Below are 25,902 nucleotides of genomic sequence, written 5' to 3' on the forward strand. Positions count from 1 at the left end.
TTGAGTTTGAACTCACTGGAGTAAGATTTACGCATAACCAAAAACACCTCAGATTTGGGCGCCATCATAGCGCCCGATTGAAGTGTCCAAAATCATTAGGCCAGTTCAGCTTGCTCGCGATGGCGTCGACTCATTCAACATTGATGGGGCAGACTGAACACTTTCACGAGCACGCTCACATCCCCTTGCGCCGCTCCGCCCGCGCCACCCGCTGCACTTCCTGGCGCACCTCTTCCAAGACTTCCTGCACGTACAAGATATGTCGGCTGGACACTTCCCGCGCTTGTTCGGCATGCCCGTCCATAATGGCTTGGTACAATTCCCGGTGCTGGCTGATCAGCATGTCGCGGGTTTCACTGCGCTGCTTGTACATGCCGCCGATGTTGGTGACGACGTTGCGCTTGAGCAGGTCGAACAAGCCGCGAATGGTATGCAGCAAGACTGCGTTATGGCTGGCCTCGGCGATCGCCAGATGGAACCGGGCATCCGCCGCCCCCTCCTCCGCCCGGCTGACCTCGTCATGGCGCGAATAACAATCCTGCAGCTCGTCGAAGGCTGCCGTCAGCCGCTCGCGATCCACATCCGTGGCCCGTTGTGCCGCGTAATACGCACAAGATGCCTCCAGGGTGTGGCGAAATTCCAGCAAGTCACGTTGCGCTTCGGGATTGCTTTCCAGCAGTTGCAGCAGCGGATCGCTGAATGTCGAGCCCAGTGACTCGACGACATAGTTACCGCCGCCCTGGCGACTGACGAGCAAGCCCTTGGCGGCCAGTTTCTGGATCGCCTCGCGCAACGAAGGACGTGACACGCCGAACTGTTCGGCCAGGGTCCGTTCGGCCGGCAGGCGCTCGCCGGACTTCAGCGTGCCCTCAAGGATCATGCCCTCAAGCCGCTCGACAATATCGTCAGACAAACGGCGCTGACGAATCTGATCAAACCCCATAACTCAATTCTCCACGATCCCGACGGCTCGCCGGGCTCTCTATTCTGGCCCATCCGGGCCGTGCCCACACCCACCAAAAACCATTTGTTCGGACGGATCAGATGCCGTCTGCACCACTTATTCGACGAAAGTTTCAGGGCGGCAAATTGACACACGACAACCAAGGCTTTTACCCTAGCCAACAGCGCTTGTAAATTGGTATTACCAATTAACCAAAACCGCTGACCAGTGCCTGACCAACAACAATTAGGGGCCCACCCATGATGCAAACCTGGCAACAGCTCTACAGCCCGCTCGGCAGCCTCGGCTTGTCCGCACTCGCGGCCGTTATTCCCATCGTATTTTTCTTCCTGGCCTTGGCGGTGTTTCGCCTCAAGGGGCACGTGGCCGGCAGCATCACCTTGGCCCTGGCGATTGCCGTGGCGATTTTTGCGTTCAACATGCCCGCGGACATGGCCTTCGCCGCCGCCGGCTATGGCTTTGCCTACGGCCTGTGGCCCATCGCCTGGATCATCGTCGCCGCGGTGTTTCTCTACAAACTGACCGTCAAGAGCGGCCAGTTCGAGGTGATTCGCAGCTCGGTGCTGTCGATTACCGATGACCAGCGCCTGCAAGTGCTGTTGATCGGTTTCTGCTTCGGCGCATTCCTGGAAGGTGCCGCCGGCTTCGGTGCACCGGTGGCGATCACCGCCGCGCTGCTGGTCGGCCTGGGCTTCAACCCCCTGTACGCCGCGGGCCTGTGCCTGATCGCCAACACGGCCCCGGTGGCGTTCGGCGCTCTGGGCATTCCGATCATCGTGGCCGGCCAGGTCACGGGGATCGATGCCTTCAAGATCGGCGCCATGACCGGTCGTCAACTGCCCCTGCTGTCGCTGTTCGTGCCGTTCTGGCTGGTGTTCATGATGGACGGCCTGCGCGGCGTGCGGGAAACCTGGCCAGCAGCCCTGGTGGCCGGCTTGAGCTTCGCCATCACCCAGTACTTCACCTCCAACTTCATCGGCCCGGAACTGCCGGACATCACCTCGGCCCTGGCCAGCCTGATTTCCCTGACCCTGTTCCTGAAAGTCTGGCAGCCCAAGCGCACCGCTGGCGCCCAGATTGCCGGCGCGACTTCCAGCGCAGCGGTCACCGCCAGTGTCGGCGGTTTCGGCCAGCCGCGCAGCACCGTGGCTTCGCCCTACAGCCTTGGGGAAATCATCAAGGCTTGGTCGCCGTTCCTGATCCTGACCGTGCTGGTGACGATCTGGACCCTCAAGCCGTTCAAGGCCATGTTCGCCGCGGGCGGCTCGATGTACGGCTGGGTGTTCAACTTCGCCATCCCACACCTGGACCAGATGGTGATCAAAGTCGCCCCCATCGTGATCAATCCCACCGCCATTCCGGCCGTGTTCAAGCTCGACCCTGTTTCCGCCACCGGCACAGCGATTTTCTTCTCCGCACTGATCTCGATGCTGGTGCTGAAGATCAACATCAAAACTGGTCTTACCACTTTTAAAGAGACGCTGTTCGAGCTGCGCTGGCCGATCCTGTCCATTGGCATGGTGCTGGCCTTCGCCTTCGTCACCAACTACTCGGGCATGTCGTCGACCATGGCCCTGGTGCTGGCCGGCACGGGCGCAGCGTTCCCGTTCTTCTCGCCATTCCTGGGTTGGCTGGGCGTGTTCCTGACCGGTTCCGATACCTCATCCAACGCACTGTTCAGCTCGTTGCAAGCCACCACCGCGCACCAGATCGGCGTCAACGACACCCTGCTCGTCGCGGCCAACACCAGCGGCGGCGTGACCGGCAAGATGATTTCGCCACAATCGATCGCGGTGGCCTGCGCGGCGACCGGGCTGGTGGGCAAGGAATCGGATCTGTTCCGTTTCACCCTCAAACACAGCCTATTCTTTGCAACGATTGTCGGTCTGATCACGCTGGCCCAGGCCTACTGGTTCACCGGCATGCTGGTTCATTGAGTCCTACACGCAATACTGGAAAAACCGACGCCGAACCGTGATTCGGCGTCTGCTATTCACAACCGGGTCTGCAAGGCTGCTGAAAGATTTCCTGGCTATATTCAGCAGCCTCAGCGGACGGATAACCGGGACCACCCGGAGACACGCCTGATGAGCGAGCTTTTTTACAACGCCGTACCGAACGCGACCCGTGTCGCCCCGCCCTTGCCCGAGCCTCGGCAGTACCCCAGCGAGAAGCCGCGTCGGGTCTACCTGTTCGGCACGTGCGTGGTGGACCTGTTCTATCCCGAAGCCGGGATGGATGCGATTCATCTGCTGGAACGCGAAGGGATCCGGGTGGACTACCCGCAAGGGCAAAGTTGCTGCGGACAACCGGCCTACACCTCGGGATACACCGAGCAGGCGCGGACGGTGGCACGGGCGCAACTGGCCCTGTTTGCCGAAGATTATCCGGTGGTGGTGCCCTCGGGGTCCTGCGCCGGCATGCTGCGCGAGCATTATGGCGAGCTGTTCAAGGACGAGCCGGAAACCCTCAAGCAGGTGCAGGCCCTGGCGGCCCGGACCTATGAATTGGCCGAGTTCCTGCTGCTGGTCTGCAAGGTGCGGTTGAACGACAGCGGCGAACCGGTGAAGGTCGCGCTGCATACGTCTTGCTCGGCACGGCGTGAGATGAATACCCACTTGCACGGCCGCGCGTTGTTGGCGCAGTTGCGTAACGTGGAGCGAGTCGAACACAGCCACGAAAGCGAGTGCTGTGGGTTTGGTGGGACGTTCAGCGTCCGCATGCCGGATATTTCCGGCGCGATGGTGGCCGACAAGACCCGGGCGCTGAAGGAATCCGGCGCACATCAGGTCGTCAGCGCCGACTGCGGCTGCTTGATGAACATCAACGGCGCGCTGGAAAAGCAGCAGGAGGCGTTGCGCGGCAAGCACCTGGCGAGCTTCCTCTGGCAGCGAACCGGAGGTGCCGCATGAGCACGCCGACGCTGATCCCGACCGTTGAAGTACCGATTGAGGCACAGGAAGATTTTCGCGCCCGAGCCCACAAGGCCCTGGATGACACGCAACTGCGAAACAACTTTCGTAGCGCGATGGATTCACTGATGACCAAGCGGGCAGCGTCCTTCAGCGATGCCCACGAACGAGAACACCTGCGGGTGCTGGGCAATGCCGTCCGCGCCCGCGCGTTATCCAAGCTGCCCGACCTGCTCGAGCGACTTGAAACCAACCTGACCCGCAACGGTGTGAACGTGCACTGGGCGGAGACGGTGGACGAAGCCAATGGCATCGTCCTCTCGATCATCCGCGCTCACGAGGCGCGGCAAGTGATCAAGGGCAAATCGATGGTCAGCGAAGAGATGGAGATGAACCATTTCCTCGAGGCTCGGGACATTGAATGCCTCGAATCCGACATGGGGGAATACATCGTCCAGCTCGACCACGAGAAGCCTTCACACATCATTATGCCGGCGATCCACAAGAATGCCGGTCAGGTCGCGTCCTTGTTCCACGACAAACTCGGCGTGGAGTACACCAAGGACGTCGACCAACTCATTCAGATCGGCCGCAAGGTATTGCGGCAGAAATTCTTCGAAGCCGACATCGGCGTCTCCGGCGTCAACTTCGCCGTCGCCGAAACCGGCACGCTGCTGCTGGTGGAAAACGAAGGCAACGGACGGATGTCCACCACCGTGCCGCCGGTGCACATCGCCGTGACCGGCATTGAAAAGGTGGTGGAGAACCTGCGCGATGTCGTGCCACTGCTCTCGCTGCTGACCCGCTCGGCCCTCGGCCAGCCCATCACGACCTACGTCAACATGATCTCCGGGCCACGCAAGGCCGATGAGCTGGACGGTCCCCAGGAAGTCCACCTGGTCCTGCTCGATAACGGTCGTAGCCAGGCGTTTGCCGACAGCGAACTGCGCCAGACGCTGAACTGCATTCGCTGCGGCGCCTGCATGAATCATTGCCCGGTCTATACCCGAATCGGCGGCCATGCCTATGGCGAGGTGTACCCGGGGCCTATCGGAAAAATCATCACACCGCACATGGTCGGCCTGGCCAAGGTGCCGGACCATCCGAGCGCGTCTTCGCTGTGCGGCGCCTGCGGTGAAGTGTGCCCGGTGAAAATCCCGATCCCCGCGCTACTGCGGCGGCTGCGGGAAGAAAACGTCAAGGCGCCGGACAGCCCTAACCAGGTGATGCGCGGCCAGGGCAGTAAATACTCGGCCAAGGAGCGCTTCATCTGGAATGCCTGGGCCTGGCTCAACAGCTCGCCGCGGCTGTACCGGCTGTTCGGGTTCCTCGCCACGCGCCTGCGCGCCCTGACACCCAAAAACGTCGGCCCATGGACCCAGAACCACAGCGCCCCCCAACCCGCCGCCCGCTCATTGCATGACCTGGCTCGCGAACACCTGAACCAGCAGGGAGACCGCCGATGAGCGCCAAGAACAATATCCTCGCCAAGCTGCGTAAAAGCCTGACGGGCGCCACGCCGGTTGCCGACAACTTCGATGTCGAACTGGTGACGCAAACCTATCGCTATGCGCCCGAGGAACGTATCCCGCAATTGCGCAAGCTGATGGAGGCGGTCCACACGGAAATCCATCTGACGTCCGAGAACGGCTGGCCGGCCCTGCTGGCGCAATTGCTGCGCGACCGTCAATTGCCGAGCCTGCTCATCGCCCCGACCACCCCACACGGGAAAAAAATCGCACAGTTCTGGGCGAACAATCCGGGCCTGCCAACCCTCAAGGCTTACGACCGCCCCATAGAGGAATGGAAAGCCGAGTTGTTCAACGACACCCCGGCCAGCCTCACCGGAACCCTCGGCGCCATCGCCGCCACCGGCAGCCTGATTCTCTGGCCGACGCGGGAAGAGCCACGACTGATGAGCCTGGTGCCACCGGTGCATTTCGCCCTGCTCAAGGCCAGCGAAATCCGCGACAACTTTTATGAAGTTCAACAGGAATTCGAATGGGCCCAAGGCATGCCCACCAATGCCCTGCTGGTGTCCGGCCCGTCGAAAACCGCCGACATCGAGCAAGTCCTGGCTTACGGCGCCCATGGTCCGAAGGATCTGGTGGTCTTGATTCTGGAGGACCAATGACCCTTCCGGCCCCTTTCCTGCGCGACGTCCAACAGCTGATCCCACAGACGCGACGTTTCGACGATCCCTTGTCGACCTTGGCCTTCGGCACCGACGCCAGTTTCTATCGGCTGATTCCGAAACTGGTGGTACGCGTCGAGTCCGAAGATGAAGTGATTGCCCTGCTGAAACTCGCCCAACGGGACCAGGTCCCGGTCACGTTCCGCGCCGCCGGCACCAGCCTGTCCGGCCAAGCCATCAGCGACTCGGTACTGATTGTGCTGGGGGATAACTGGAACGGTCGCGAGATTCGCGAGCAAGGCACGCAGATTCGTTTGCAGCCCGGCGTGATCGGCGCCCAGGCCAACGCCTGGCTGGCCCCGTTCGGGCGCAAGATCGGCCCTGACCCGGCGTCGATCAACGCCTGCAAGATCGGCGGCATCGTCGCCAACAACGCCAGCGGCATGTGCTGCGGCACCGCGCAGAACACCTATCACACCCTGGCCGGCATCCGCCTGGTACTGGCCGATGGCACACGCCTGGACACAGAAGACGACAACAGCGTGGCGGCTTTTCGTACAAGCCATGGCGAACTGCTGGAACGCCTCGCCACCCTCGGTCGCGAAACCCGCGCCAACACCGAATTGGCCGCCCGAATTCGCCACAAATACCGTCTGAAAAATACCACCGGCCTGTCACTCAATGCCCTGGTGGATTTCGACGAGCCTGTGGATATCTTGAGCCACCTGTTGGTGGGCTCCGAAGGCACCCTCGGCTTCATCAGTGCAGTGACCTACAACACCGTCATCGACCATCCGAACAAGGCTTCGGCGCTGATCGTATTCCCAGATGTGGAAACCTGCTGCAACGCCGTCACCGTGCTGAAAAGCCAACCGGTATCGGCCGTGGAACTGCTGGACCGCCGCAGCCTGCGCTCGGTGCAGGACAAACCGGGCATGCCGGATTTCGTACAACATCTGTCGATTAATGCCTGCGCCTTGCTGATCGAATCCCGCGCGGCTTCATCGTCGTTACTACAAGAGCAGTTGACCCGGATCATGACCTCCCTGGCCGGCTTCCCGGTGGAAAAACAGGTCGACTTTACCGAAGACCCACGGGAAAACGCCCGCCTCTGGGCGATCCGCAAAGACACCTTTCCAGCCGTGGGGGCGGTACGCAAAACCGGGACCACGGTGATCATCGAAGACGTGACCTTTCCGGTGGAGCAACTGGCCCTCGGCGTGAACCGCCTGATCGAGTTGTTCGACAAACATCACTACGACGAAGCGATCCTTTTCGGACACGCGTTGGAAGGCAATCTGCACTTCGTCTTCACCCAGGGCTTCAACAGCGCCGAAGAAGTCGCACGCTACCAGGCGTTCATGGATGACGTGGCGCACTTGGTGGCAGTGGAGTTCGGCGGCTCGCTGAAAGCCGAGCACGGCACCGGGCGCAACATGGCGCCGTTCGTCGAGCTGGAATGGGGCAGCGATGCCTACCAGTTGATGTGGCAGCTCAAGCGACTGCTCGACCCCAATGGCATCCTCAACCCGGACGTGGTGCTCAGCGAAGATCCGCAGATCCACCTCAAACACCTCAAACCGCTGCCAGCCGCCGATGAAATCGTGGACAAGTGCATCGAATGCGGCTTCTGCGAGCCGGTGTGCCCGTCCAAAGACCTGACCTTGAGCCCGCGCCAACGCATCGTCATCTGGCGGGATATCCAAGCGAAAAAACGCGCCGGCACGGACACCACCGAACTGGAGCGTGCCTACCAATACCAGGGCATCGACACCTGCGCCGCCACCGGCCTGTGTGCGCAACGTTGCCCGGTAGGCATCAATACCGGCGAGCTGGTGAAAAAACTGCGCAGCCGTGACGCGACGAAGACGAAAACCGCTAACTGGATTGAAGGAAATTTCGCCACTACGCTGCAAGGCGCACGCTTCGCCCTGCACGTCGCCAACGGTGCGCGCATGCTGCTAGGTGCCCCCCGCCTGGCGAAACTGTCGGCTTCGTTGACGCGACTGTCCAAAGGCCAGGTCCCACAGTGGACCAACGCCATGCCCCAGCCGGAAAAGGCCATCCGTTTCAGCCCTACCGTGTCGGACGAACGCCCGCGCGTGGTGTACCTGGCGGCTTGCGTATCGCGGGTCATGGGCCCGGCGGCCGACGATAAAGAGCAGATGTCGCTGTATGAAAAGACCCAACGGCTGCTGGAAAAAGCCGGCTACCAAGTCGTCTTTCCCGACAACGTGGACAGCCTTTGCTGCGGCCAGCCTTTCGCGTCCAAAGGCTACGCCGAACAAGCCGAGCACAAACGCCAGGAACTGATCGGCGCACTGCTGCATGCCAGTCGCGGCGGGCTCGACCCCATCTACTGCGACACCAGCCCCTGCACGCTGCGGTTGGTCCAGGATCTTGGTGACGTGCGCCTGGACCTGTATGACCCGGTGCGCTTCATCCGTACCCATTTGATGGAGCGTCTCGACTTCATCCCCCAGGAGGCGCCCATCGCCGTACACGTCACCTGCAGCACGCAGCACCTCGGCGAAAGCCAGGCGCTGATCGACCTGGCGCGCAAATGCAGCAAAAATGTGGTCATCCCCGAAGGCATCCATTGCTGCGGTTTCGCCGGCGACAAGGGCTTCACCACACCCGAGCTGAACGCCCACTCGCTGCGCTCGTTGAAGGACGCGGTACAGCATTGCAGCGAAGGGATTTCCACCAGCCGCACCTGTGAGATTGGTCTTACGCAACACGGTGCAATCGACTACCACGGGCTGGTCTACCTGGTGGATCGAGTGACCCAGGCCAGGGTGACCTGAAGAAAAATAGAACCCTGGCGAACGACCGCAGTCCACAGAACAAGCCCCGAAGTCGGGGCTTTTCCTCCATTCGGTTGTCCGTCCTGACGGCCAGCGAAGTCTGGATCCTCAGTTCAAGGAGATACTTATGAAGCGTTCTGCACTGTTAGGTCTGTTCGTTACTGCCTCGATGATGGCCTCCACTTCGTTCGCCGCCGACAAGCCGGACGACCTGTGTGAAGCCAATATCAAAACCATTGAAAATGCCCAAACGCAGTACCAGTCATCGGCCGACCTCAATGCCCGTGTGACGGCCAGCGTGACAAAGGCAAAGGCACTCAAGGCAGAAGGCAAAATTGACGACTGCGTTGCTGAAACCCAGCAAACCATCCTGGAAATCAGAAAGACGTCCGACGGCACCAACAAGTGACCGATAAGCAGGCCAACCTGCGGGTTGGCCTTGCCGGCAGATTGGCGTACACTCTGCACATGCCTGCCGCTCCCACAGACTCATGGAGCGACAGGTTCGGGGCCGTTTAGGATTCGACGCCGGTTGCGAAACTTTAGGTGCATGCCGAGTTGGTAACAGAACTCGTAAATCCACTGTTGCAACTTCTATAGTTGCCAATGACGAAAACTACGGCCAGGAATTCGCTATCGCTGCGTAAGCAGCCTTAGATCCTGAGCTTCTGGTACCTTCGGGTCCAGCAATCATTAGGGGATGTCCGTAAACCCAAAGTGATTGTCATATAGAACGGAATCGCCGTGCAGTACGTTGTGGACGAAGCGGCTAAAACTTACACAACTCGCCCAAAGCACCCTGCCCGTCGGGTCGCTGAGGGTTAACTTAATAGACACGGCTACGCATGTAGTACCGACAGCGGAGTACTGGCGGACGGGGGTTCAAATCCCCCCGGCTCCACCATTTCATCATCTAAAGACGTCCACGGACGTCTTTTTTTGTGCCTGAAACCCAGTAAATACGGGGCTTTCAGCGCCATCGAGCTCCATAGCCCTTCACGCAGATCCATTTTGAAATGTATTCCAAGGCGTATTCCAAGCCAGTGGCTGGTAAATTTTGGAATACACAAACAGCGTTGGAGTACCCATGGGCGCCCAAGCCACACGCCTTTCAGACCTGAAAATCAGAGCCGCCAAACCCAAAGCCAAGGACTACATACTGACCGACGGCAACGGCCTCCAGCTGCGAGTCCGAACCAATGGTTCAAGGCTATGGAATTTCAACTACGTCCATCCCGTGACGAAAAAACGGATCAACATGGGACTGGGTACATTCCCTGAGCTCAGCCTGGCTCAAGCGCGAAAACGCACCGTTGAGGCCAGGGAATTGGTCGCCCAGGGACTGGACCCGAAAGAGCAGCGCGATGCCGATCGCCAAGCGAAAAAGGCCGCGACAGAGCACACCTTTCAAAACGTCGCGACGGCCTGGTTTGAGCTAAAGAAAGATTCCGTAACAACCGCCTACGCTGAAGACATTTGGCGCTCGCTCACACTGCACATCTTCCCGGATCTACATGCGACCCCAATTTCCGAAATCAGCGCTCCCCAGGTCATCAAGTTGCTTAAGCCACTTGAGACCAAAGGCAGCTTGGAGACGGTCAAGCGCCTGACCCAACGCCTCAACGAAATCATGACTTACGGGGTGAACTACGGACTCATTCATGCCAACCCCCTGAGCGGAATTCGATCAGTCTTCAAAAAACCAAAGAAAAAAAACATGCCGGCACTGCCCCCCGATGAGCTCAATGAACTCATGGTGGCGATTGCCAACGCCAGCATCAAAAGAACCACCCGGTGCCTCATCGAGTGGCAACTCCACACAATGACTCGGCCAGCAGAAGCTGCGACCACCCGATGGGCTGACATCGACTTCAAGAAGAAGATCTGGACGATTCCACCGGAGCGCATGAAGAAACGTCGCGCACACATCATCCCGCTCACGGAGCAAGCTTTGGCACTCCTGGAAGCCATCAAGCCCTACAGCGGACACCGGGAGTACGTGTTTCCCGCCGACCGTAATCCTCGCACCCATTGCAACAGCCAGACCGCCAACATGGCGCTGAAACGCATGGGCTTTGAGGGGCGACTCGTAAGCCACGGAATGCGCTCCATGGCGAGCACCATCCTCAATGAAAAGGGTTGGGACCCAGAACTGATCGAAGTTGCGCTTGCCCACGTCGATAAGGACGAGGTACGTAGCGCCTATAACCGAGCGGACTACATTGAGCGCAGACGGCCGATGATGCAGTGGTGGAGTGAGCACATCCAGGGAGCGGCTACCGGCAATCTCTCAGTATCAGCAACCATCGAAAGCAGTGATCGGAAAGTCGTCGCCATACGCTGATGAAGGACTGTCATCGGCGATATGGAACAGCGATAAATCCGGTGGTGATGCAAATCGTATTGTCGAGTTACACGAAGGTTGATCCGCGATGAGATGCAGAGGAACGGGCCGTCGTGGCCCATACCTCGGAGTCATCTCATGGCAGACCTACGCACTCACCAGAACTCACAAGACCAAGATGCTCTGAGCGCTACCTTGACGGCGCTCATGCTCGATCAGCGCCTTACCCCGTTGGAGCGCAATGGCTGGCAGGTCCTGCGCATGCTTCGCACCGCTGATGGCCTCAGTCCGCTCGTGAACATGGGGCAACTGCGCCGCTATCTCACGTGTACTCCCTGTGGGCGGCGAGCTGGCGCTGCCACGGCTTGGCGCGCTTTAGCGGTACTGCGGCTTACAGGATGGATCAGCTTCGTAAGGCAACATTGCGATCTCCTGACTGGCAATGTTCAAAGCGTGCTGTATCGAGTCAACGAGCGCGCCCTAAGCTTCCATGAAGCTTGTGCTCTCGACGACAGCCTGGAGGAGCTTATGGCTACCTGCATCAGCCATGAAAACAAACAAATCAAGCATCTTGCCGAGCACGTTCTGGCGACTTCTGAGCAGATGCCTGAACATCCCCCCATTGCCAGTCGGGAGCAACGGAACAAAGACGATGAACCACCGCCCTCCGCGCCTTCGCGAAAGCGTTCTAGGGTCAATCGAACATCCACACCCACTGCTTCCGCAAACAGATCGACCGTTACACAGCAGACCAAACAGACCCGCCAGATACCTCAAGAGCAACACCGTACGTATAAGACGTATTTATACAAAGAAGAACGTACGTACCGCGCGCATACGCGTGAGGAAAGCGATTCATCGTCACTCCCCCTGGCCTTGCCGCCATGCCTGGTCAGCGCCAAAGCAGACCAGCAACGAGACGTGCTAGCGGCCTTGAAACGGTTGCCGTCACACCATCGCCAGGACGTGCTGGACGAACTACAGGCACGCAGCCAAAGCGGCACAGTACGCAATGTCGTCGCCTATTTCTTCGCCCTAGCGAAGCGTGTGTTGGCCGGCGAGTTTCACTTGTGGGCCGGCCGCAAAAAACAGAATCAAGCTGGCGAGCCAGTTGCAATGCCGCCCGCACCCCGCGTTCGCACAGAAGCGCTCAAGAAGCCACCAGAGCGCTCGGCATGGCGCGAAATTGGCCGGCCACACATTGCCAACATGCGAGAAATCCTGGCCGGTCCTAGGGGGGCTGGAGACTTGGCGGCACAGGTGATGAAAGACAAAGGGTGGCAGGCGTGCCCTGCATAGGGCGGACGTTCAACGCCTGTAAACTCATGAATGTCCGGTGCTATTACCCAACATCTGGTAACACTCGATAGCCGGTTTGTGAATTGACAGAAAATGTCCGTGGGAGCACTTTCACGAGTGCATACCAGCCGTCAGGATCATCAAGACGGCGCTGCGGTTTTCCGCAGGATCCGCCCAATGACCGCATCGCTTCCGGCAGCGCGGACAGTCGACTTGAGTGTCGAAGGAAGCAAGCTATCCCATCCCACCCACGACGGGCCTCCCCGTCCTGGGGCAGGCCTTTCTTTGTTTTTGGAGGCCTTAATGAAAAATCGACTGGCAATGTATAGAGCCCTAAAGGCTATCAACGTGCCTGAGCCGAAAATCGAAGCAGTTATCCAAGCCATGGACTCTGATGTGCATTTATCTTCTGCAGGTAAATCCGATCCCGACATAGCGCAATTTCGGGCAGAGCTATCCCGGGTGGAGGTAAGCCTCCTTATGAATATTGGCGTGATGCTCTTCGTCGCGATGGCGATTCTCTTCGCCGCGGTCGCGTTTATTCGCTAACGAGACCGCCTTTTCCGTTGGTAACAGGAGCCACCTGTTCTAGGACAGGTGGTTTTTTCTTGTACGCAAGTCACTTGGATGCACAGGCCGTAAAGACATTTGACCAAGGGCATCTATCGGCCAAGAGCTGACTGTGCGTGCGTGCGAGCTACCGCTGGCGCAAAGTCATCGTCAAATCAGGGTATGTCGGCCTTTCAGGATGTCGCCTTATGGAACCGCTCGATCACGTTGGCGCGCCTTGTATGGCCACGAACGATGGTCGGTGCTACGGCGTAAACGTCATTGTTACATTAATTGTCGGACACTCGGTTCGATTCACCCGAAAACAAATGATATCATTGAGCCACTTCCAGGGAGGTCAGGTCCAATGCTCAAAGCTTGTTTCCTTGCAGCGTTTCTTATCGGCGCTATCGCGGGGTTTACCCATCTGCTACGCGAAAAAAATGGCAGCGATATTCGGGTGGTGTGGTATTTGTCTTCACTGACCGCAATGATCTCGTTTGGTGTGGCCTGGATAGCGATTGGTGCAGGAGCTATTAAAGATGGTCAATTCGTCGGCGAATATGGCGATTTGCTCAATAGTTTCATCGGTTTCATGCTTGACCTTGAAAAAGATTTCCTGATTGTGACAGGCATTGCCAGTTTGATCATGGTTCCTCAGTGCGCGTGTTACATCCTCAGCGGGCTGTCAGGTAATGCGAAATCCCCAATGCTGATGAATGCAAGTTTGTCCTTTTTAGTCTGGGGGTTCATCAAATCGCTGGTCGTTTGCGCCTCGATTCTCGTTTCCTTAGGGGTTTTGTATCTGTTTGGTTATCTACCGGGGTCGGGTCATACCAGCTTTTTCGTCGTAACCGGGCTGTACTTTCTATTGCTGGCATTCGGCATCATTTCTCTATATCGCGAAGGCGAGCAGCTTGCTCGCTACGTGGGGAAGCATGTTCCTTGTCTGAAAACCATGCATATATGGTTTACGCGTAAAGAGAAAGAATCAGGCCCGGAAGAAAGGGCTGATGAAGTTGATTTATTGGAGCTGTCCCAATCACTATTAATTGTAACCTCCGAAATCCACCGGGCTGCGCGCAAACACGAGGCACGGAATTCCCCAAGTACCGACGGCTCACCCACATAATGGGTGATGGCTAGGAATCAACAGGTAGCCGATGAGGCGCACCGGTTGAAACTTGGCTCTCGGTGATGGGGGTGAAGCTTCGATGGTTCAATTTGACACATTACCCCAAAGCGTCTGCGAGTGATCGCTTCTGGCCGAGGCTGTGTAAAAACGTTTTCGAGCGCGACAAGTACTCAGAACCGAATTGAAATCGCGCATCTGCGTGAGATCTACATCTGCTGACGTGCCGATAAATTCCAGATGTAACGTAGACGCACGTACTTCAATTTTGACGAGGCGTTTTTACACACTCTGCGCCGAAAGCCGCCGGTCTTGAACGGCGGCAGGCGACCAAAAGCGGACTAGCCCGCATTGGTTTACAAACTGCCGCTGACGCTTGAGGGTATCCACAAAACTAGGGGCGATTCAGCCCCTAGTTAGCGGAAGAATCTCTTGCAGGTTCGCCCCGCAACCAAGCCAGAAGCTATTGCCTGACGAACCTACGATGGCGAATAAGTGCGAGCTCGGTAGTACCTTTGTCAGCTTATTCCACTCCACATAGTCTTTGGATGAGGGAGTGGGGATGCTCTGCGGGTGCGTATGCCAATCTCCCACATAGTCGACAGTACCTCCGCTACTTGCCCAAGCATGATGTGCAGCTTTTTGATGGCCAGTATCCAGGCGGTCGAAGCTAAGTCTTGCTCTCTTGTCGTTCGAGAGGGGACCGGTTGCCGAGATTACGTGAATATGGCCGCCGGCTCTGTGGCCCAAAAAGATGCCTCCAGCCTCAGTCGTGTTGGATTTTGTCTGGGCATGCGAGAAGAGAAAGTCCCACACATGCCCTTCGATCAGAACGTACCGTCCGGAACCGTCTGGCCAAGAAAATATTATTTCGTTGCGCATGCGGGACAGCCACCTAGCGGCCTGATGTTCTGGTTTTTAACCTTAAAGACATCGGCTGTCTCGACCGATCTTGTTCTGAAGCGGGGGCTTGGGTCATCTGACCTCAACCAGTCGACAATCAGGTCTGTCGCTAACGCTACAGCAGAAATTGGGGCGGACACGGCGTACGGTGTGTAGTGTTGGCAGGCTCTGTATGACTTCTCAGGATCTTCTTTGAGCACACGGAATCGTTCCTGCATATGGCTTTCCTCACCGTTAGATCGCAGGCATCTGAAGCAACCAAACTCCTGGCTATCAGTCCATAAAGCTTGAACGGTTTCTCCATTGCCTTTGATCCAGGCATGGAGGATCGGTGGAAAGCTGTGTTCTGCGTTGATTTGGGCTTCGTTCAGCATCTCGGCAACAGGTTCCTCGCCTGTCGCGTTCACGACTAGGTCAAAGTCCTTCAGGGAGTTTGGCGAGCGCATGTCGAAATTATGAGCCTCGATATTGACGCCTGGTAGCTGCAGATGAGCCTCATCTTTCAAGGCCTCCGCCTTGCTTTTGAAAAGATATTTAAAGCCGAGCGCATGCCTGCCTAGGTTTTCAGGCATGAGAATCTGCGGGTCGAACAGCTCTAGCTTGCCTTCTCCGTGGCCGGCTCCTAGGCGTATGAGTGCCTGGGCCAAGTAGCCGCCTATGGCGCCGCAGCCAATCAATGCCACCTTTCGCCCGGACAAAGCTGCCCCTAGTGATGACGTCAGGTTTCTTGAACCGATGAAGCTATGACTGAGATCCTGTACTCGCAGCCTACTGATCTTTTCAGCTCCGCCATACGTGAGCAGAAACTGAAGTAGTGCTTGTCCTCGGTACTTGCCTCCACGCGAAAGGGCGAGCCTTTTGCGGATCGTCGAGTCGATGGAGAATCTGAATCCCACCCAGCCGGCTGGGCAGTTAATCAAGAAGTAAGCGAATCCGATGTCTAAGAACTTCTTGTCGGTCTCGATGGCTGCTTGGCAACTTTTGTAAAGAGATCGGTCCCATTCCTTCAGCCACCGGAGTGTTTGTTTGATTGTCCAGGGGAGAGCATCCGTGACCGGCGGTTGAGCAACGCTTCGAAAGATCCAGCAGTGAGACTTGGTTTCTTCGTCGGCCTGCTCTCCCCACGCCGAAGCCATCTTGGAGGTGGAGTCGGCGTCAGTGGAGATGACCCTTCGGAGCCGTTCCCCAGGTACAAAGGAGTAAACCGATGCTGATCGGGCCGCGGCTGACATGTTGCCCACACCCACATGTACGACTGTGCCCTTGCTTGGAGTCGTCCAGTACGCCTGGAACTCTGCTTGGAAGTCACTGAGGTTTCTTGCAGGGTTAGCAATGAGGTCGTTGAGCAGCCCGGTGGCTTGATTTAGGCAACGCAGAATGGAGCTAGCGGGGTTGTAACGATCGAGGATGACTTCCCCTTCGGCCATGTAGCAGAACGAGCCATCGGTCACATGATGGGCCATCCGTTTTGGCAAGAAGTGCGGCTGCCCCAAGATACGGATCTTGGGGTAGTCGATGAAGTCCCAGTCTGAAAGGCTCAACTCAATGCTGACCTCACCTGCATTGCAGGCAAGGTCCCCGACAAAGCGCCGGCAACCGCCCTTGATGGGCAATGCACGAAAGTTCAGGTCGTGCATTAAACGGAGGACATCCCCAACTCGTTTGGCGTCCATGTCAGCCTGCCGAAGTGTTAGGAACGTAGGGGGTCGCGACGATGGCCGGTGTGGCACTGCGTACGATGTTTGCCGGCGCCTCCTCTTGAATCAACTCAGGGGAGAAGGGAATGCGATCGCCGAGCACCGCGCGTAGTGAATGAAGTGCGTTCGAACCTTGATGAGAGGAGGTACTTCTTGAGCTACGTAGGCTTGTTACAAGGCGATCAGCAGCACTCCCGGCTTCGATACGTTTGTCATGCTTGAGCCTGTTGAAGTCTTCTGCACTCTCATCTATGCCATGCTCATAGATATCACCGCGCACCGCTTGGGCAACCACCGCAGCGGCCTGTTCCAGGGCAATGTCGTCGCGACCTTTTTTGCCTTCGAAGCCCTGGGCGATGGCAATCATCAACGAGACAGAGGTGGGGCCGCCATTCTTCCAGTTGAAGTCCCTCCACGCTTTCACATAGCGGCAGACCCGGAGGAATTGCTCTCCCAGCTCGCCGAACCGCACGATCTGATCACGGAACCACTTGGCAACGCTTTCAGGGTCTGAAGCGATCCACTTCCCGGTTCTCGATGCCATCATGATTTGATCAAGGTCATCCCAAGTTTGGGCATTGGCATAGACTGAGTCCATCGACTCCATCGATTCCCACATCATGCCGAAGCTAGCAGAGTTCACCGCCCTGGCTTCTGCCTTCAGCATGGCAGTCTTCTCTACTACCTTCTCAAAATCCGCGGCCGGGGCTGCGTACAGAGGGATGTCGATGTGTGCCCAACTTGCAACATCGATGCGAATGCAGGTGTCTTTCGCATCGTCCCCCGTGACAAGCGTCCACCCCTCCTGAAGACATAGTATCTGTAGCAGCGATTCGACCAAGTCAAAGTAAGCCTTTGCCATCTCTGCCGGCGGGCCGTTCTCCTGCCAGACATCTACCGGGAGGTACACCCCGTAGTCGAGATCCATTTCTTGGTCGAGCGTGTGTGCAGGTTGGATGCACGTGCTATAGGCCCAAGAGCCTTGCGTGCGAAAGCGGGGCTTCACCTGTTTTTGCATACCCAGCACGTGGACGGTGGCCGCCGCAATGGCAGGCTTTAAATAGTCTTTAATTTTCGTTCTGCAGTACCGCAGAAAGGCCCGTTGCTCATCGTTCGGAAGGAGTGCGCCGTGCAGATGCTCAGTACCCGCAATGGAGGAGTAGAAGATCTTGGTGAGATTAAGCATGGCATTCCTCCTGAGATTGAGAATGTGCGCCGTAAAAGAACTTCGGTCTTGCCGCTTTGTGAGCAAACAAGCTCATGAATTTGGGGTCGCCTAGGCAGCTCTTGGCTTTCTCCAGTCCAGCCCCACGTAGCACCTCCTGTGCATTCTTGTCGGCCTTATCCAATGCGACGGCTTTTGAGCGATCGTCTGTCAGATCCTCATCAACGTGGATGTACCGGCCTTCTAGCCTGTGCATCAGCATGAAATCGCACAGAGACTCCTGAACCGAGATCGACAGGCCGAAGAGGCGCTGAGCAGCCTTGAATGGGTTGCCTCCGCCCCAGTCGACCGCGCCGCCATTACGGTTATTTTTAGGGTTCACAGTGAACTTGGAGGACATCGTGCCAATAGAAAGAAGCTTCAACTGGGAAACGTCTGCCCCAAGAAACGTTTCGGCCTCATGGACAGCTAGCAGGCCTGGGGCGTTTGCGAAGAGACCTCCGTCGACGTACTGGTTGTGTTGAAAGAAATGGCGCGGGAAATAGGTGGGAGCAGAACTGGTGGCTAGCCCGATGTCTACCATCTTGTGGAGATGGTCGCGGCGGAAATTCTCGTTGTGAGGTGTCTTGAATAAGACGGGCTTGCCCGTTGAGTAGTTGATTGTGGGAATGATGACGGGATGCAGGGCATCACCCAGCAGCCGCCCCCCCAGCATGTCTTCAGCTGAGATGACCTTCTTCAGTTCCTCGCTACTGAAGGACGACTTGAAAATGGGCATGCGGGTTCTGGGTTTGAAGATATCCCGACCTTTCTTCACAAACATCTCCACCAAATTGCTGGCGGGAATTTCGTTGGCAATCGCTAGGGCCAGAATTCCACCGATAGAGGTACCTGCAATGAGGTCGAAATGCCGAGCTATGGGGCCGCCCAGCTCACGCTCAATCTCAGCCAAGATCGTTGCGGTATAGAGTCCCCGGTATCCACCGCCGGATAGCGCGAGAATTTGAAAGCTTTCACGAGACATGAACAATTCCTTCTGGTGACGATCAGAGTCATGGGAAGGAATCTACGCAAGCAACCGTGAGGAAAAAACGCGGTTAGCGGATGGCTTTGATCATGAAAGTGAGGCGTCTCATCGACAGCGCGGTAAACGCTGCGAAGTGTGATGAAAAGCAGGTGAACGTGAGGATTCTCTCATGCGGAGACTCTTGCGCTAGGGCCTGCAAAGGCAAACCATATCGGTATTAGAGTGAGGATAGGTCTATGTACAAGATTGCCGTTATCGAAGATGTTCAAGAAGTTAACAATTCTCTGGCGGGATATTGCAGGCAGCTAGCTGAAAATGTGGAAGTTGATCAGTTCCTAGATCGGGAATCAGCTGAAGAAGCTATCGTAAAAAACAATTACTCTCTGATTGTGCTGGATATTGAGCTGGCTCCAGATAGAAATGCAGGTTTCGGCATAGTTAAGGTCAATAGTAAGAATTTCAATAGTCCTGTCATTGTCGTTTCGGGATTAGATCATTTGGTTTACAAATCAATAATGCTGGAGCTGGATGTTTGGGACTACTTGGTCAAACCAGTTACTGAACCTGTAGAGTTTATTGATTCAGCGCTGCGCGTTTTGCATAGAGCATCTAAGACCAGGCAGGAGTCAAATGATGTTTCTGCGGATTTCTACATAAACCAGGAGACTGGCAAGGCTTACTATAAGAAAAAGGCGCTAAATATACCTCATACAGCAAAAATGATTCTTCAAAAAATATATAGCGCTCAGGGTGCGGTCGTGGCTTATGATGATATGTATTGCTTTGTTAAGAGCGGCCGTAATCCTCAAGGACTGCAGCAGCACTTCCGAACTATACGAGTAGCCTTGCAGGAGGTGGACGCGGACGGGAATATAGATGTGGTGCGAATGAAGGGCGCAAGATGGCAGGAGTAGTTATTGATCTTACAAGACTTCGACTTAATCTTGCCAAAGCTAAAATTCGCATATCTATCTATGGAGCTGTTTTTCTCATTTTTGTCGTGGTCTCGGTAGGTACTAAGTTTGCATTGGACTTAAGCTTCAACTCTATCGCCTCTCAGTATGAAGCACATATCGTCAGGACTATCGAGCGAATTGCGTACGAGTACGATTCGCTTGATGGGCGTATTTCCCTTTTGAATATCAGCGCCCCTTCCGCTGGTGCGCAAGGGATACCTCCGTATGTTCTGCCCATCGAATACGTGTCTGTGACGCCTGGCCATGCGGATGAGCTTAAGGCGCTTCCAAGCTGTAGCTACTCTCTCGACTCATCCAGTAGAAATCGAGTCTGTGTCGGTGTGCTGAATAATAAGGAGCCAGGTGCAATAGCCTATATCCGCGGTTCATTCTCCACGAGCGATACGCTGGTATCGCCGAGATATGTGGATAATCCAGAAACTGGTCATAGATTTGTTGTGTCCATTAGTTCGCGGGGAAGGAGGGACGACTACACCATAACCTTCGATCCCTTGTTGAGAAACCTGAAGGCACCAGTACCCTACCTCTCCGAGGCTTGGAGCCTCACGGGCTTCAAGACTGGAAAGTCCAAGAACTTAGCATATGCCAGGGAGCCCGAAATTAGAGGCCGAGTACTCAAGAGCGAACGCTCGGGCGACTCTTCGGGCGATTACGAATTTATTTTTCAGATCCCGTTGCCTTCGCTCTTGGATGATGCATATCTCGCGAACAAAGACTCAAGTCGTCCCTGGCCGCCCGGGGATATCTATGAGACGAGAGTAACGGTCTCCTTGCATAGACCTGGCGCAGGGGCGAAAGAAAAGATATTTGACTCAACCAAATTTAATTCTGATCCAATATTCTCCCTTGATAATGCGCGCCGATACTTGTCGCGGGGAGAACAGTTGTCTTTTCAATCTAAGAGCGGTAAAGCGTACTTTGTCCATCCTGCTGCCACTGGCTATGCGGAGTCGGAAAAGGGAATGTTCCAAGAGTTCTATGCCAAGGTTACTAACTGGATTATTAACTTTCTGGTTTCCTCTCCGGTAGTCACCAAGGAGTCAGTCATTGATGGTGGGGCAACTGTCAGCATACAAGGGGATGCATCGAGTGTGCTGACGGGGTGGAGAGAGGCCGCTGGTGCCAGTATTGCTTTCGCTTTCGTACTATTTGCGCTCTTGATAGCTGTTTTGGTCTATCTACAAATTTTTATTCTGTCACCACTATACAAGGTCAGAAAGAATACGCTTTTTATGCGAGAAAAATTTAGCGAAAAAGACCGCAGAGATCCGCCTTACTCCATAAACTCAAGCAAAAGTGAGATTGGTGTTCTTTGGGAGAATATCCAGGAACTTCATCAAGCTCTAACGTCAGCGAATGAAGTCACGACGGAAAAGGCGAATAGAGAGAGGGAGCTTATGCTGTCGCTTGGACACGAGATCCGGTCGCCGCTGCAGAGCCTCATATCGAGGCATCCCGATGCGAGGGATGCCGACCGGAGGGATATAGACCGGATTTCGTTTGCGTTGGAAACTCTCTCCGGAGCTTATGCTGAGAGCGATGTTGGGGACGCTGGGCTCAAACGTCATCCGAAAGATATTTTTGCAAGCTTACCTGCAAATACCACTAGCGAGAACATCACAGAGTATCTAGTGAATGCCGCTGAGTCTCATCATATAGGAGAGATTGTATATGATGGTTCTGATGATCCGGTCTATGCCCAGGCAAATGGGGATATGCTGGAGTCGGTGTTAGATGCTGTTATAAATAATGCCAATGATTTTAGAGTTCCAGGTACGCCTATTGTGCTCTCTGTCGGTGTGGAGAATGCGCACGTCTCAATCACGGTGGCCAATCAAGGCCCCCCTATACCAGAAAATAAATTAGAGGAAATATTCAATTATGGTGTTTCCCTAAGAGCAGGCCCGGGGAATAACTTGGGGCAGGGGCTTAACATGGTGCGCAGCTATGTAGTGAGCATGCAGGGTAAGGTCTCGGCTTTAAACGTCGAAAATGGGGTTGAGTTCAGAATTCGCCTCCTGAAAGCCTGAGGCAGACTGGGGTGTTGTGGTCAACGACAACTGGACTGAATCGTCCCTAATTTCGTAGACATATCCGAGCGGCTGCTTCTGGCCGAGAGTGTGTAAAAACGTTTTTGAGCGCGACAGGCACTCAAAACTGGACTGGAAATCTCGCTTCTACGCGAAATCCACATTTGCTGACGTGCCGATAAATTTCAGATCTAACGTAGACGCGCGCACTTCAATTTTGGCGAAGCGTTTTTACACACTCTGGGCCGATTTCTGCCTGTTGCGAAGGGCAGCCTCTGGCCGTGAGCCACCACCCTCGAAGGGCCGCTATGGGCCCCAACTACCCCGTTGTGACTGCTAGTTATCGTCCGCCCCAGAGCTTCGACAGAAAGCTCTCGGTCAACCTGGATATCAACATCGTCGACTTGCTCGCGCGATTCCCGTCGTTGATCGGCAAGGCAGCTCCGTGCTCCGCCTTTCCCACAAGCTCTCTGCGCAGGCGTGGCATGGGAACCATGCCGCCACTGCGCAGAGAGCCGACAAGGCCGAAGGCCGCGTCAGGACCACCGGCAATGAAAAATATGCATCTGCCGCAGCGGCAGCCCCTGCCCGATGACTCGCAACTCATATGAGCGGGGCCGTCACTGCAATCCGCAGTGACGGCCCAGCCGACGCCCCAACATCACGGGCAAACCCTCAACCCTAAAGAGTGCGGCATACATGATGATGCCCCCATACACTGACCCAGCAAAAACCTAAGACGACAGGTTCGAGAGTCGTCATCCCAACAGCGCAAGACTCCTGCAAGCGCTGATCCATCAGGATGGAGTTAGCCAGGTATGCAAGGTTCCAAAAGCATACCGACCCATACCCGTGGGCGGAGCCGCCTTTGTCTATCGGATTTATTCCGTGATGTGCCGCTACCGCACAGTCCTAGGCAGCGGACCTTTGCACAATGCCGACTACTTCCACTTAACAATCCCATCCATTTCTCTGGAGTACTCATCAACACTAAAAACTAACTCATCCCGCTCCATCTCCGTCCGATCTTCCAGCAGGAAGCAAGACGGAAGTCTCAGTCGAGACATCGGTGGTTCCTGAACACCGTGCCCCTGCCCTTCGGGGATCTCGCCTAGCGAGTTGGCACCAACACTTACCAATGATTTTCAGGACAGAACAACAACACAAGTCAAAGTGAGCTTGGATCGTATATGGACGATTTAACCTACACCCTGCGGCAACTTTGCCGACGCAATCGCGACGGAAGTCACAATACTCAGGCCGACCGTATCCGCTCACTGGGGCTGATTGCCCGCCAACTGCGCGAGTCTGGTTTCCGGCAGATGAAAGCCCCCTCGCTCAAGGGCAAACACGTACTGGCACTGCTGGATCGCTGGCAAGGGGAAGGCCTGTCACCTGGCACCATCAAAAATCGGCTGGCGCACCTTCGATGGTGGGCTGAAAAAATCGGCAAGGCCGGCATTCTCCCCGCGGACAACACGCAGCTGGGTGTGGCCGACCGGCGCTTCGTCACTAACGTCAGCAAAGCCCAGGAACTGGGAACGGACCTTGGCAAGATCACCGATGCCCATGTACACATGAGCCTCCAGCTTCAGTCGGCGTTTGGACTACGCCGTGAGGAAGCGATCAAATTTCAGCCCAAGTATGCGGATCAAGGAGATCACATTCTCCTCAAGGGCTCATGGACAAAGGGTGGGCGTGATCGCTCTGTGCCGATCACTACTTCGCTACAGCGCGAGGTGCTGAACTCGGCACATCAGCTAGCGGGAGCCGGCTCATTAATCCCGGCTCAGAAAACGTATATCCAGCAGAGAAACACCTACGATGGTCAGTGCAAGGCAGCAGGCCTGAGCCACATGCATGGCCTACGTCATCATTATGCACAAAGCCGTTACTTCGCTTTGACAGGGTGGAAGGCACCGGCGGCAGGGGGAATCTTTTCCAAGGAATTAACCCCAGCGCAGCGTTCTCAAGACCGTATTGCTCGACAAATTATCAGCCGTGAACTCGGGCATGAGAGAACACAAATTACTGCGACCTACCTCGGACGATAAAGGCTTTCGACGTCAATGAGCCGTAAGAGTGCGTCCCCCACTCCGCGCCTCGTTGGCGCCTCGACTTGACCAAGCGTATTTCCAGCCAATACGGATATGCGTAGTGACGCATTTAATCTTTCTACGCTTGCCGGTTGCGTGTCCTATGGACACGAGGCATCGAATGCCTGCTCGGCGAGCATTCCCGGCTTCGGTCACCTGAACGACCCTGCAAGCTTGGATAACTGAGGGCGTCGCAGAAGCCGCCCGCTGCCCGTAGGGAATGCCAACTAATCCGGCTCGCCCGCCTCACGCTTTGCCCACTGACAAGTCTGTATCGGCGCTTCGAAGCCAAGCACTCATCCATATTCATAAGTGCTGCTTCATGTCGTCGCCAAGCAAATACCTCCCTTCCCTCTCGACAGGAGCAATTATGTTCTCACTGTTCCATCGCAAGCTTCGGCGTGCACTCGACCCTAGGGCTGCAGCTAGCCCAACATCACCCGCCGGCCTAACCACTCCCCAATCTGCGGAATCACTCCTGGCCGCTCCCCGCAGACAAAAGTTGCTGAGGCAGATCTGGCAGTGCACCGCCATGTCCCGCCCTCAATTCGATGAACTTTATCTCGACCCAATTAGACGATACGCCGAGCTGGTTCAACTTTTCCCTGCATCCGAAAGTCAGCCCCACGCTTACTCCGGTGGGATGCTGGACCATGGCCTGGAAGTAGTTACGTACGCTCTAAAAATTCGCCGATCACGATTACTGCCCCTAGGAGCTCCACCAGAAGTTCAGATCATCCAAACGGAAGCGTGGAATGCCGCACTGGCATACGCCATCCTGAGTGAAAACCTTGGCAAGATTGCGATTGATCTCCAGGTCGAATATTTGGATGGCTGCGCCTGGCACCCATGGCACGGACCGCTGACTCGACCTTACCGAGTTCGATACCGAAAAGACCTCGATTATCGACTGCGCGGCCCCGCATCCGGCCTGATGATCCACAAGCTATTAAGCAGCGAAATCCTGGACTGGCTTTCCGTTTTCCCTGAACTGTGGGCCTCGCTCATGGCCCGCTGGTCTGGCCATAGCGAACATACCGGCGCACTCGGCGCGATCATTATTCAAGCCGAACAAGCTTTAGTAGCTAAAGCCCCTGCACAGACCACCACGGCAGCTGAGAGCGATAAGCCAGCAATCATCGCCACACAATCAGATCCGTCACTGTCAGATACACCATCAACCGACTATTTCGACTCATTAACGAATCAAATCGGCGAGCCTCCCAAATGGCCTGAAGATTCCGACTCCGGACCTATCACCGAATCTTCCCCCTCAACAGAAGAAGCGCCTGTGCCAGAAAAGCATGCGAAGCCAAGCGGTGAACACTTCATCGAGTGGCTGATCGAAGGCGTACGCACTCACGAGATCATCATGAATGACGCTCAAGCGCTGGTGCACTCCGTCGAAGACTCGCTCTTCTTGGTCACTCCCGGAATTTTCCAACGTTACGCGAAAGCATTCCCTCATCCCGCCTCCATCTCGAAAAGACAGGGGCAGCCTGACTGGGAATGGGTTCAAAAGCGCTTTGGAAAAATGAAACTGCACCGCATACAAGCGAACGGTCGCTGCATCTGGACATGTGAGCTCAGCGGTGCACGCAGAACACGTTTTTTACACGGCTATCTCTTGAAAAAGCACTATGGCTTGATAAGCGACTCGTCCCTCAACAACCCGAATCTGAAAGTGGTGACGCCAGGCGGCGAGAAGCCTCACACAACATTAGGAAACACTCGATAACCGGTTTCCGGATTGACAGCAAACGGCCTCAGGGGCATTTTTGATATGCATCTCGCTGATTCGTTCAGCACCAGCCGCCAGGATCTTCAAGACGGCGCTGCGGTTCTCCGCAGGATCCTTCATATGAC

Annotated in this window: 19 protein-coding genes and 1 other RNA gene; 15 read left to right on the forward strand and 5 right to left on the reverse strand. The window is 56.0% G+C overall.

Translation table 11 applies throughout. The features are described from left to right. Nucleotides 1-175 precede the first annotated feature (175 nt). On the reverse strand, nucleotides 176-943 hold the full coding sequence (locus BLQ55_RS19320; protein ID WP_072411334.1) for an FCD domain-containing protein: 768 nt from the start codon (nucleotides 941-943) through the stop codon (nucleotides 176-178). 263 nt (nucleotides 944-1,206) lie between these two features. Between BLQ55_RS19320 and BLQ55_RS19325 the strand changes: the two genes are divergently transcribed. The 11 genes from BLQ55_RS19325 (at nucleotide 1,207) to BLQ55_RS19375 (ending at nucleotide 14,141) form a co-directional block, all read left to right on the forward strand. Further along, the gene (locus BLQ55_RS19325) at nucleotides 1,207-2,901 is read left to right on the forward strand and encodes a lactate permease LctP family transporter (protein ID WP_092256184.1); all 1,695 of its coding nucleotides are present in this window, start codon (nucleotides 1,207-1,209) and stop codon (nucleotides 2,899-2,901) included. Between the two features lie 150 nt (nucleotides 2,902-3,051). Next, nucleotides 3,052-3,876: a (Fe-S)-binding protein gene (locus BLQ55_RS19330; RefSeq protein ID WP_092255956.1), complete on the forward strand. Its 825-nt coding sequence runs from the start codon at nucleotides 3,052-3,054 to the stop codon at nucleotides 3,874-3,876. Beyond that, nucleotides 3,873-5,342 (forward strand): LutB/LldF family L-lactate oxidation iron-sulfur protein, encoded by a 1,470-nt coding sequence (locus BLQ55_RS19335; protein ID WP_092255958.1) that lies wholly within the window; start codon nucleotides 3,873-3,875, stop codon nucleotides 5,340-5,342. The genes BLQ55_RS19330 and BLQ55_RS19335 overlap by 4 nt, the downstream gene beginning before the upstream one ends. Further along, on the forward strand, nucleotides 5,339-6,010 hold the full coding sequence (locus tag BLQ55_RS19340; RefSeq protein ID WP_092202101.1) for a LutC/YkgG family protein: 672 nt from the start codon (nucleotides 5,339-5,341) through the stop codon (nucleotides 6,008-6,010). Before BLQ55_RS19335 ends, BLQ55_RS19340 begins: the two co-directional genes overlap by 4 nt. Beyond that, complete coding sequence (locus tag BLQ55_RS19345) at nucleotides 6,007-8,817, forward strand: FAD-binding and (Fe-S)-binding domain-containing protein (RefSeq protein WP_092255961.1); 2,811 nt, start codon at nucleotides 6,007-6,009, stop codon at nucleotides 8,815-8,817. The genes BLQ55_RS19340 and BLQ55_RS19345 overlap by 4 nt, the downstream gene beginning before the upstream one ends. A gap of 127 nt (nucleotides 8,818-8,944) precedes the next feature. Continuing rightward, nucleotides 8,945-9,226: a hypothetical protein gene (locus tag BLQ55_RS19350; protein WP_092255963.1), complete on the forward strand. Its 282-nt coding sequence runs from the start codon at nucleotides 8,945-8,947 to the stop codon at nucleotides 9,224-9,226. Between the two features lie 98 nt (nucleotides 9,227-9,324). After that, nucleotides 9,325-9,721, forward strand: a transfer-messenger RNA (tmRNA) gene (ssrA, locus tag BLQ55_RS19355). Between the two features lie 183 nt (nucleotides 9,722-9,904). Continuing rightward, nucleotides 9,905-11,161, forward strand: coding sequence for an integrase domain-containing protein (locus tag BLQ55_RS19360; RefSeq protein ID WP_092255966.1), 1,257 nt, complete (start codon nucleotides 9,905-9,907; stop codon nucleotides 11,159-11,161). 138 nt (nucleotides 11,162-11,299) lie between these two features. Continuing rightward, the gene (locus BLQ55_RS19365) at nucleotides 11,300-12,460 is read left to right on the forward strand and encodes an STY4528 family pathogenicity island replication protein (protein ID WP_092255968.1); all 1,161 of its coding nucleotides are present in this window, start codon (nucleotides 11,300-11,302) and stop codon (nucleotides 12,458-12,460) included. Between the two features lie 177 nt (nucleotides 12,461-12,637). Further along, a complete protein-coding gene (locus tag BLQ55_RS19370) occupies nucleotides 12,638-13,009 on the forward strand; it encodes a hypothetical protein (RefSeq protein ID WP_256326605.1) in 372 nt (123 codons plus the stop codon). A gap of 367 nt (nucleotides 13,010-13,376) precedes the next feature. Then, nucleotides 13,377-14,141 carry a hypothetical protein gene (locus BLQ55_RS19375; RefSeq protein ID WP_092255971.1) on the forward strand — a complete coding sequence of 255 codons (765 nt, stop codon included), beginning with the start codon at nucleotides 13,377-13,379 and terminating at the stop codon, nucleotides 14,139-14,141. A gap of 405 nt (nucleotides 14,142-14,546) precedes the next feature. On the opposite strand, the gene BLQ55_RS32920 is transcribed toward BLQ55_RS19375, so the two are convergent. The 4 genes from BLQ55_RS32920 to BLQ55_RS19395 are packed head-to-tail and all read right to left on the reverse strand — an operon-like array spanning nucleotide 14,547 to nucleotide 18,930. Next, on the reverse strand, nucleotides 14,547-15,023 hold the full coding sequence (locus BLQ55_RS32920) for a Mov34/MPN/PAD-1 family protein (RefSeq protein WP_092255973.1): 477 nt from the start codon (nucleotides 15,021-15,023) through the stop codon (nucleotides 14,547-14,549). Continuing rightward, nucleotides 15,008-16,717, reverse strand: coding sequence for a ThiF family adenylyltransferase (locus tag BLQ55_RS19385; RefSeq protein WP_092255976.1), 1,710 nt, complete (start codon nucleotides 16,715-16,717; stop codon nucleotides 15,008-15,010). Before BLQ55_RS19385 ends, BLQ55_RS32920 begins: the two co-directional genes overlap by 16 nt. A 1-nt stretch (nucleotide 16,718) precedes the next feature. Then, entirely contained in the window at nucleotides 16,719-17,927 is a 1,209-nt protein-coding gene (locus BLQ55_RS19390) for a CBASS cGAMP synthase (RefSeq protein ID WP_092255978.1), read from the reverse strand. Beyond that, the gene (locus BLQ55_RS19395; RefSeq protein WP_092255981.1) at nucleotides 17,920-18,930 is read right to left on the reverse strand and encodes a CBASS cGAMP-activated phospholipase; all 1,011 of its coding nucleotides are present in this window, start codon (nucleotides 18,928-18,930) and stop codon (nucleotides 17,920-17,922) included. The genes BLQ55_RS19390 and BLQ55_RS19395 overlap by 8 nt, the downstream gene beginning before the upstream one ends. Before the next feature lie 239 nt (nucleotides 18,931-19,169). Between BLQ55_RS19395 and BLQ55_RS19400 the strand changes: the two genes are divergently transcribed. The 4 genes from BLQ55_RS19400 (at nucleotide 19,170) to BLQ55_RS19415 (ending at nucleotide 25,774) form a co-directional block, all read left to right on the forward strand. Beyond that, a complete protein-coding gene (locus tag BLQ55_RS19400) occupies nucleotides 19,170-19,847 on the forward strand; it encodes a response regulator transcription factor (protein ID WP_092255984.1) in 678 nt (225 codons plus the stop codon). Then, nucleotides 19,835-21,940 carry a sensor histidine kinase gene (locus BLQ55_RS19405; RefSeq protein WP_092255987.1) on the forward strand — a complete coding sequence of 702 codons (2,106 nt, stop codon included), beginning with the start codon at nucleotides 19,835-19,837 and terminating at the stop codon, nucleotides 21,938-21,940. The genes BLQ55_RS19400 and BLQ55_RS19405 overlap by 13 nt, the downstream gene beginning before the upstream one ends. A 1,190-nt stretch (nucleotides 21,941-23,130) precedes the next feature. Continuing rightward, nucleotides 23,131-23,994 carry an integrase domain-containing protein gene (locus BLQ55_RS19410; RefSeq protein ID WP_092255991.1) on the forward strand — a complete coding sequence of 288 codons (864 nt, stop codon included), beginning with the start codon at nucleotides 23,131-23,133 and terminating at the stop codon, nucleotides 23,992-23,994. Nucleotides 23,995-24,406: 412 nt separating this feature from the next. Continuing rightward, nucleotides 24,407-25,774: a TraI domain-containing protein gene (locus tag BLQ55_RS19415; RefSeq protein ID WP_092255996.1), complete on the forward strand. Its 1,368-nt coding sequence runs from the start codon at nucleotides 24,407-24,409 to the stop codon at nucleotides 25,772-25,774. The last annotated feature ends 128 nt before the right edge of the window (nucleotides 25,775-25,902 follow it).

Source organism: Pseudomonas sp. NFACC13-1 (genome assembly GCF_900104425.1).
Taxonomy (GTDB): domain Bacteria; phylum Pseudomonadota; class Gammaproteobacteria; order Pseudomonadales; family Pseudomonadaceae; genus Aquipseudomonas; species Aquipseudomonas fluorescens_AA.

What these genes read in the sequence shown, in the direction of transcription:
- BLQ55_RS19320 (WP_072411334.1), bottom strand. Translation starts at nt 943, where the DNA reads ATGGGGTTTGATCAGATTCGTCAGCGCCGTTTGTCTGACGATATTGTC.
- BLQ55_RS19325 (WP_092256184.1), top strand. Translation starts at nt 1,207, where the DNA reads ATGCAAACCTGGCAACAGCTCTACAGCCCGCTCGGCAGCCTCGGCTTG.
- BLQ55_RS19330 (WP_092255956.1), top strand. Translation starts at nt 3,052, where the DNA reads ATGAGCGAGCTTTTTTACAACGCCGTACCGAACGCGACCCGTGTCGCC.
- BLQ55_RS19335 (WP_092255958.1), top strand. Translation starts at nt 3,873, where the DNA reads ATGAGCACGCCGACGCTGATCCCGACCGTTGAAGTACCGATTGAGGCA.
- BLQ55_RS19340 (WP_092202101.1), top strand. Translation starts at nt 5,339, where the DNA reads ATGAGCGCCAAGAACAATATCCTCGCCAAGCTGCGTAAAAGCCTGACG.
- BLQ55_RS19345 (WP_092255961.1), top strand. Translation starts at nt 6,007, where the DNA reads ATGACCCTTCCGGCCCCTTTCCTGCGCGACGTCCAACAGCTGATCCCA.
- BLQ55_RS19350 (WP_092255963.1), top strand. Translation starts at nt 8,945, where the DNA reads ATGAAGCGTTCTGCACTGTTAGGTCTGTTCGTTACTGCCTCGATGATG.
- BLQ55_RS19360 (WP_092255966.1), top strand. Translation starts at nt 9,905, where the DNA reads ATGGGCGCCCAAGCCACACGCCTTTCAGACCTGAAAATCAGAGCCGCC.
- BLQ55_RS19365 (WP_092255968.1), top strand. Translation starts at nt 11,300, where the DNA reads ATGGCAGACCTACGCACTCACCAGAACTCACAAGACCAAGATGCTCTG.
- BLQ55_RS19370 (WP_256326605.1), top strand. Translation starts at nt 12,638, where the DNA reads ATGACCGCATCGCTTCCGGCAGCGCGGACAGTCGACTTGAGTGTCGAA.
- BLQ55_RS19375 (WP_092255971.1), top strand. Translation starts at nt 13,377, where the DNA reads ATGCTCAAAGCTTGTTTCCTTGCAGCGTTTCTTATCGGCGCTATCGCG.
- BLQ55_RS32920 (WP_092255973.1), bottom strand. Translation starts at nt 15,023, where the DNA reads ATGCGCAACGAAATAATATTTTCTTGGCCAGACGGTTCCGGACGGTAC.
- BLQ55_RS19385 (WP_092255976.1), bottom strand. Translation starts at nt 16,717, where the DNA reads ATGGACGCCAAACGAGTTGGGGATGTCCTCCGTTTAATGCACGACCTG.
- BLQ55_RS19390 (WP_092255978.1), bottom strand. Translation starts at nt 17,927, where the DNA reads ATGCTTAATCTCACCAAGATCTTCTACTCCTCCATTGCGGGTACTGAG.
- BLQ55_RS19395 (WP_092255981.1), bottom strand. Translation starts at nt 18,930, where the DNA reads ATGTCTCGTGAAAGCTTTCAAATTCTCGCGCTATCCGGCGGTGGATAC.
- BLQ55_RS19400 (WP_092255984.1), top strand. Translation starts at nt 19,170, where the DNA reads ATGTACAAGATTGCCGTTATCGAAGATGTTCAAGAAGTTAACAATTCT.
- BLQ55_RS19405 (WP_092255987.1), top strand. Translation starts at nt 19,835, where the DNA reads ATGGCAGGAGTAGTTATTGATCTTACAAGACTTCGACTTAATCTTGCC.
- BLQ55_RS19410 (WP_092255991.1), top strand. Translation starts at nt 23,131, where the DNA reads ATGGACGATTTAACCTACACCCTGCGGCAACTTTGCCGACGCAATCGC.
- BLQ55_RS19415 (WP_092255996.1), top strand. Translation starts at nt 24,407, where the DNA reads ATGTTCTCACTGTTCCATCGCAAGCTTCGGCGTGCACTCGACCCTAGG.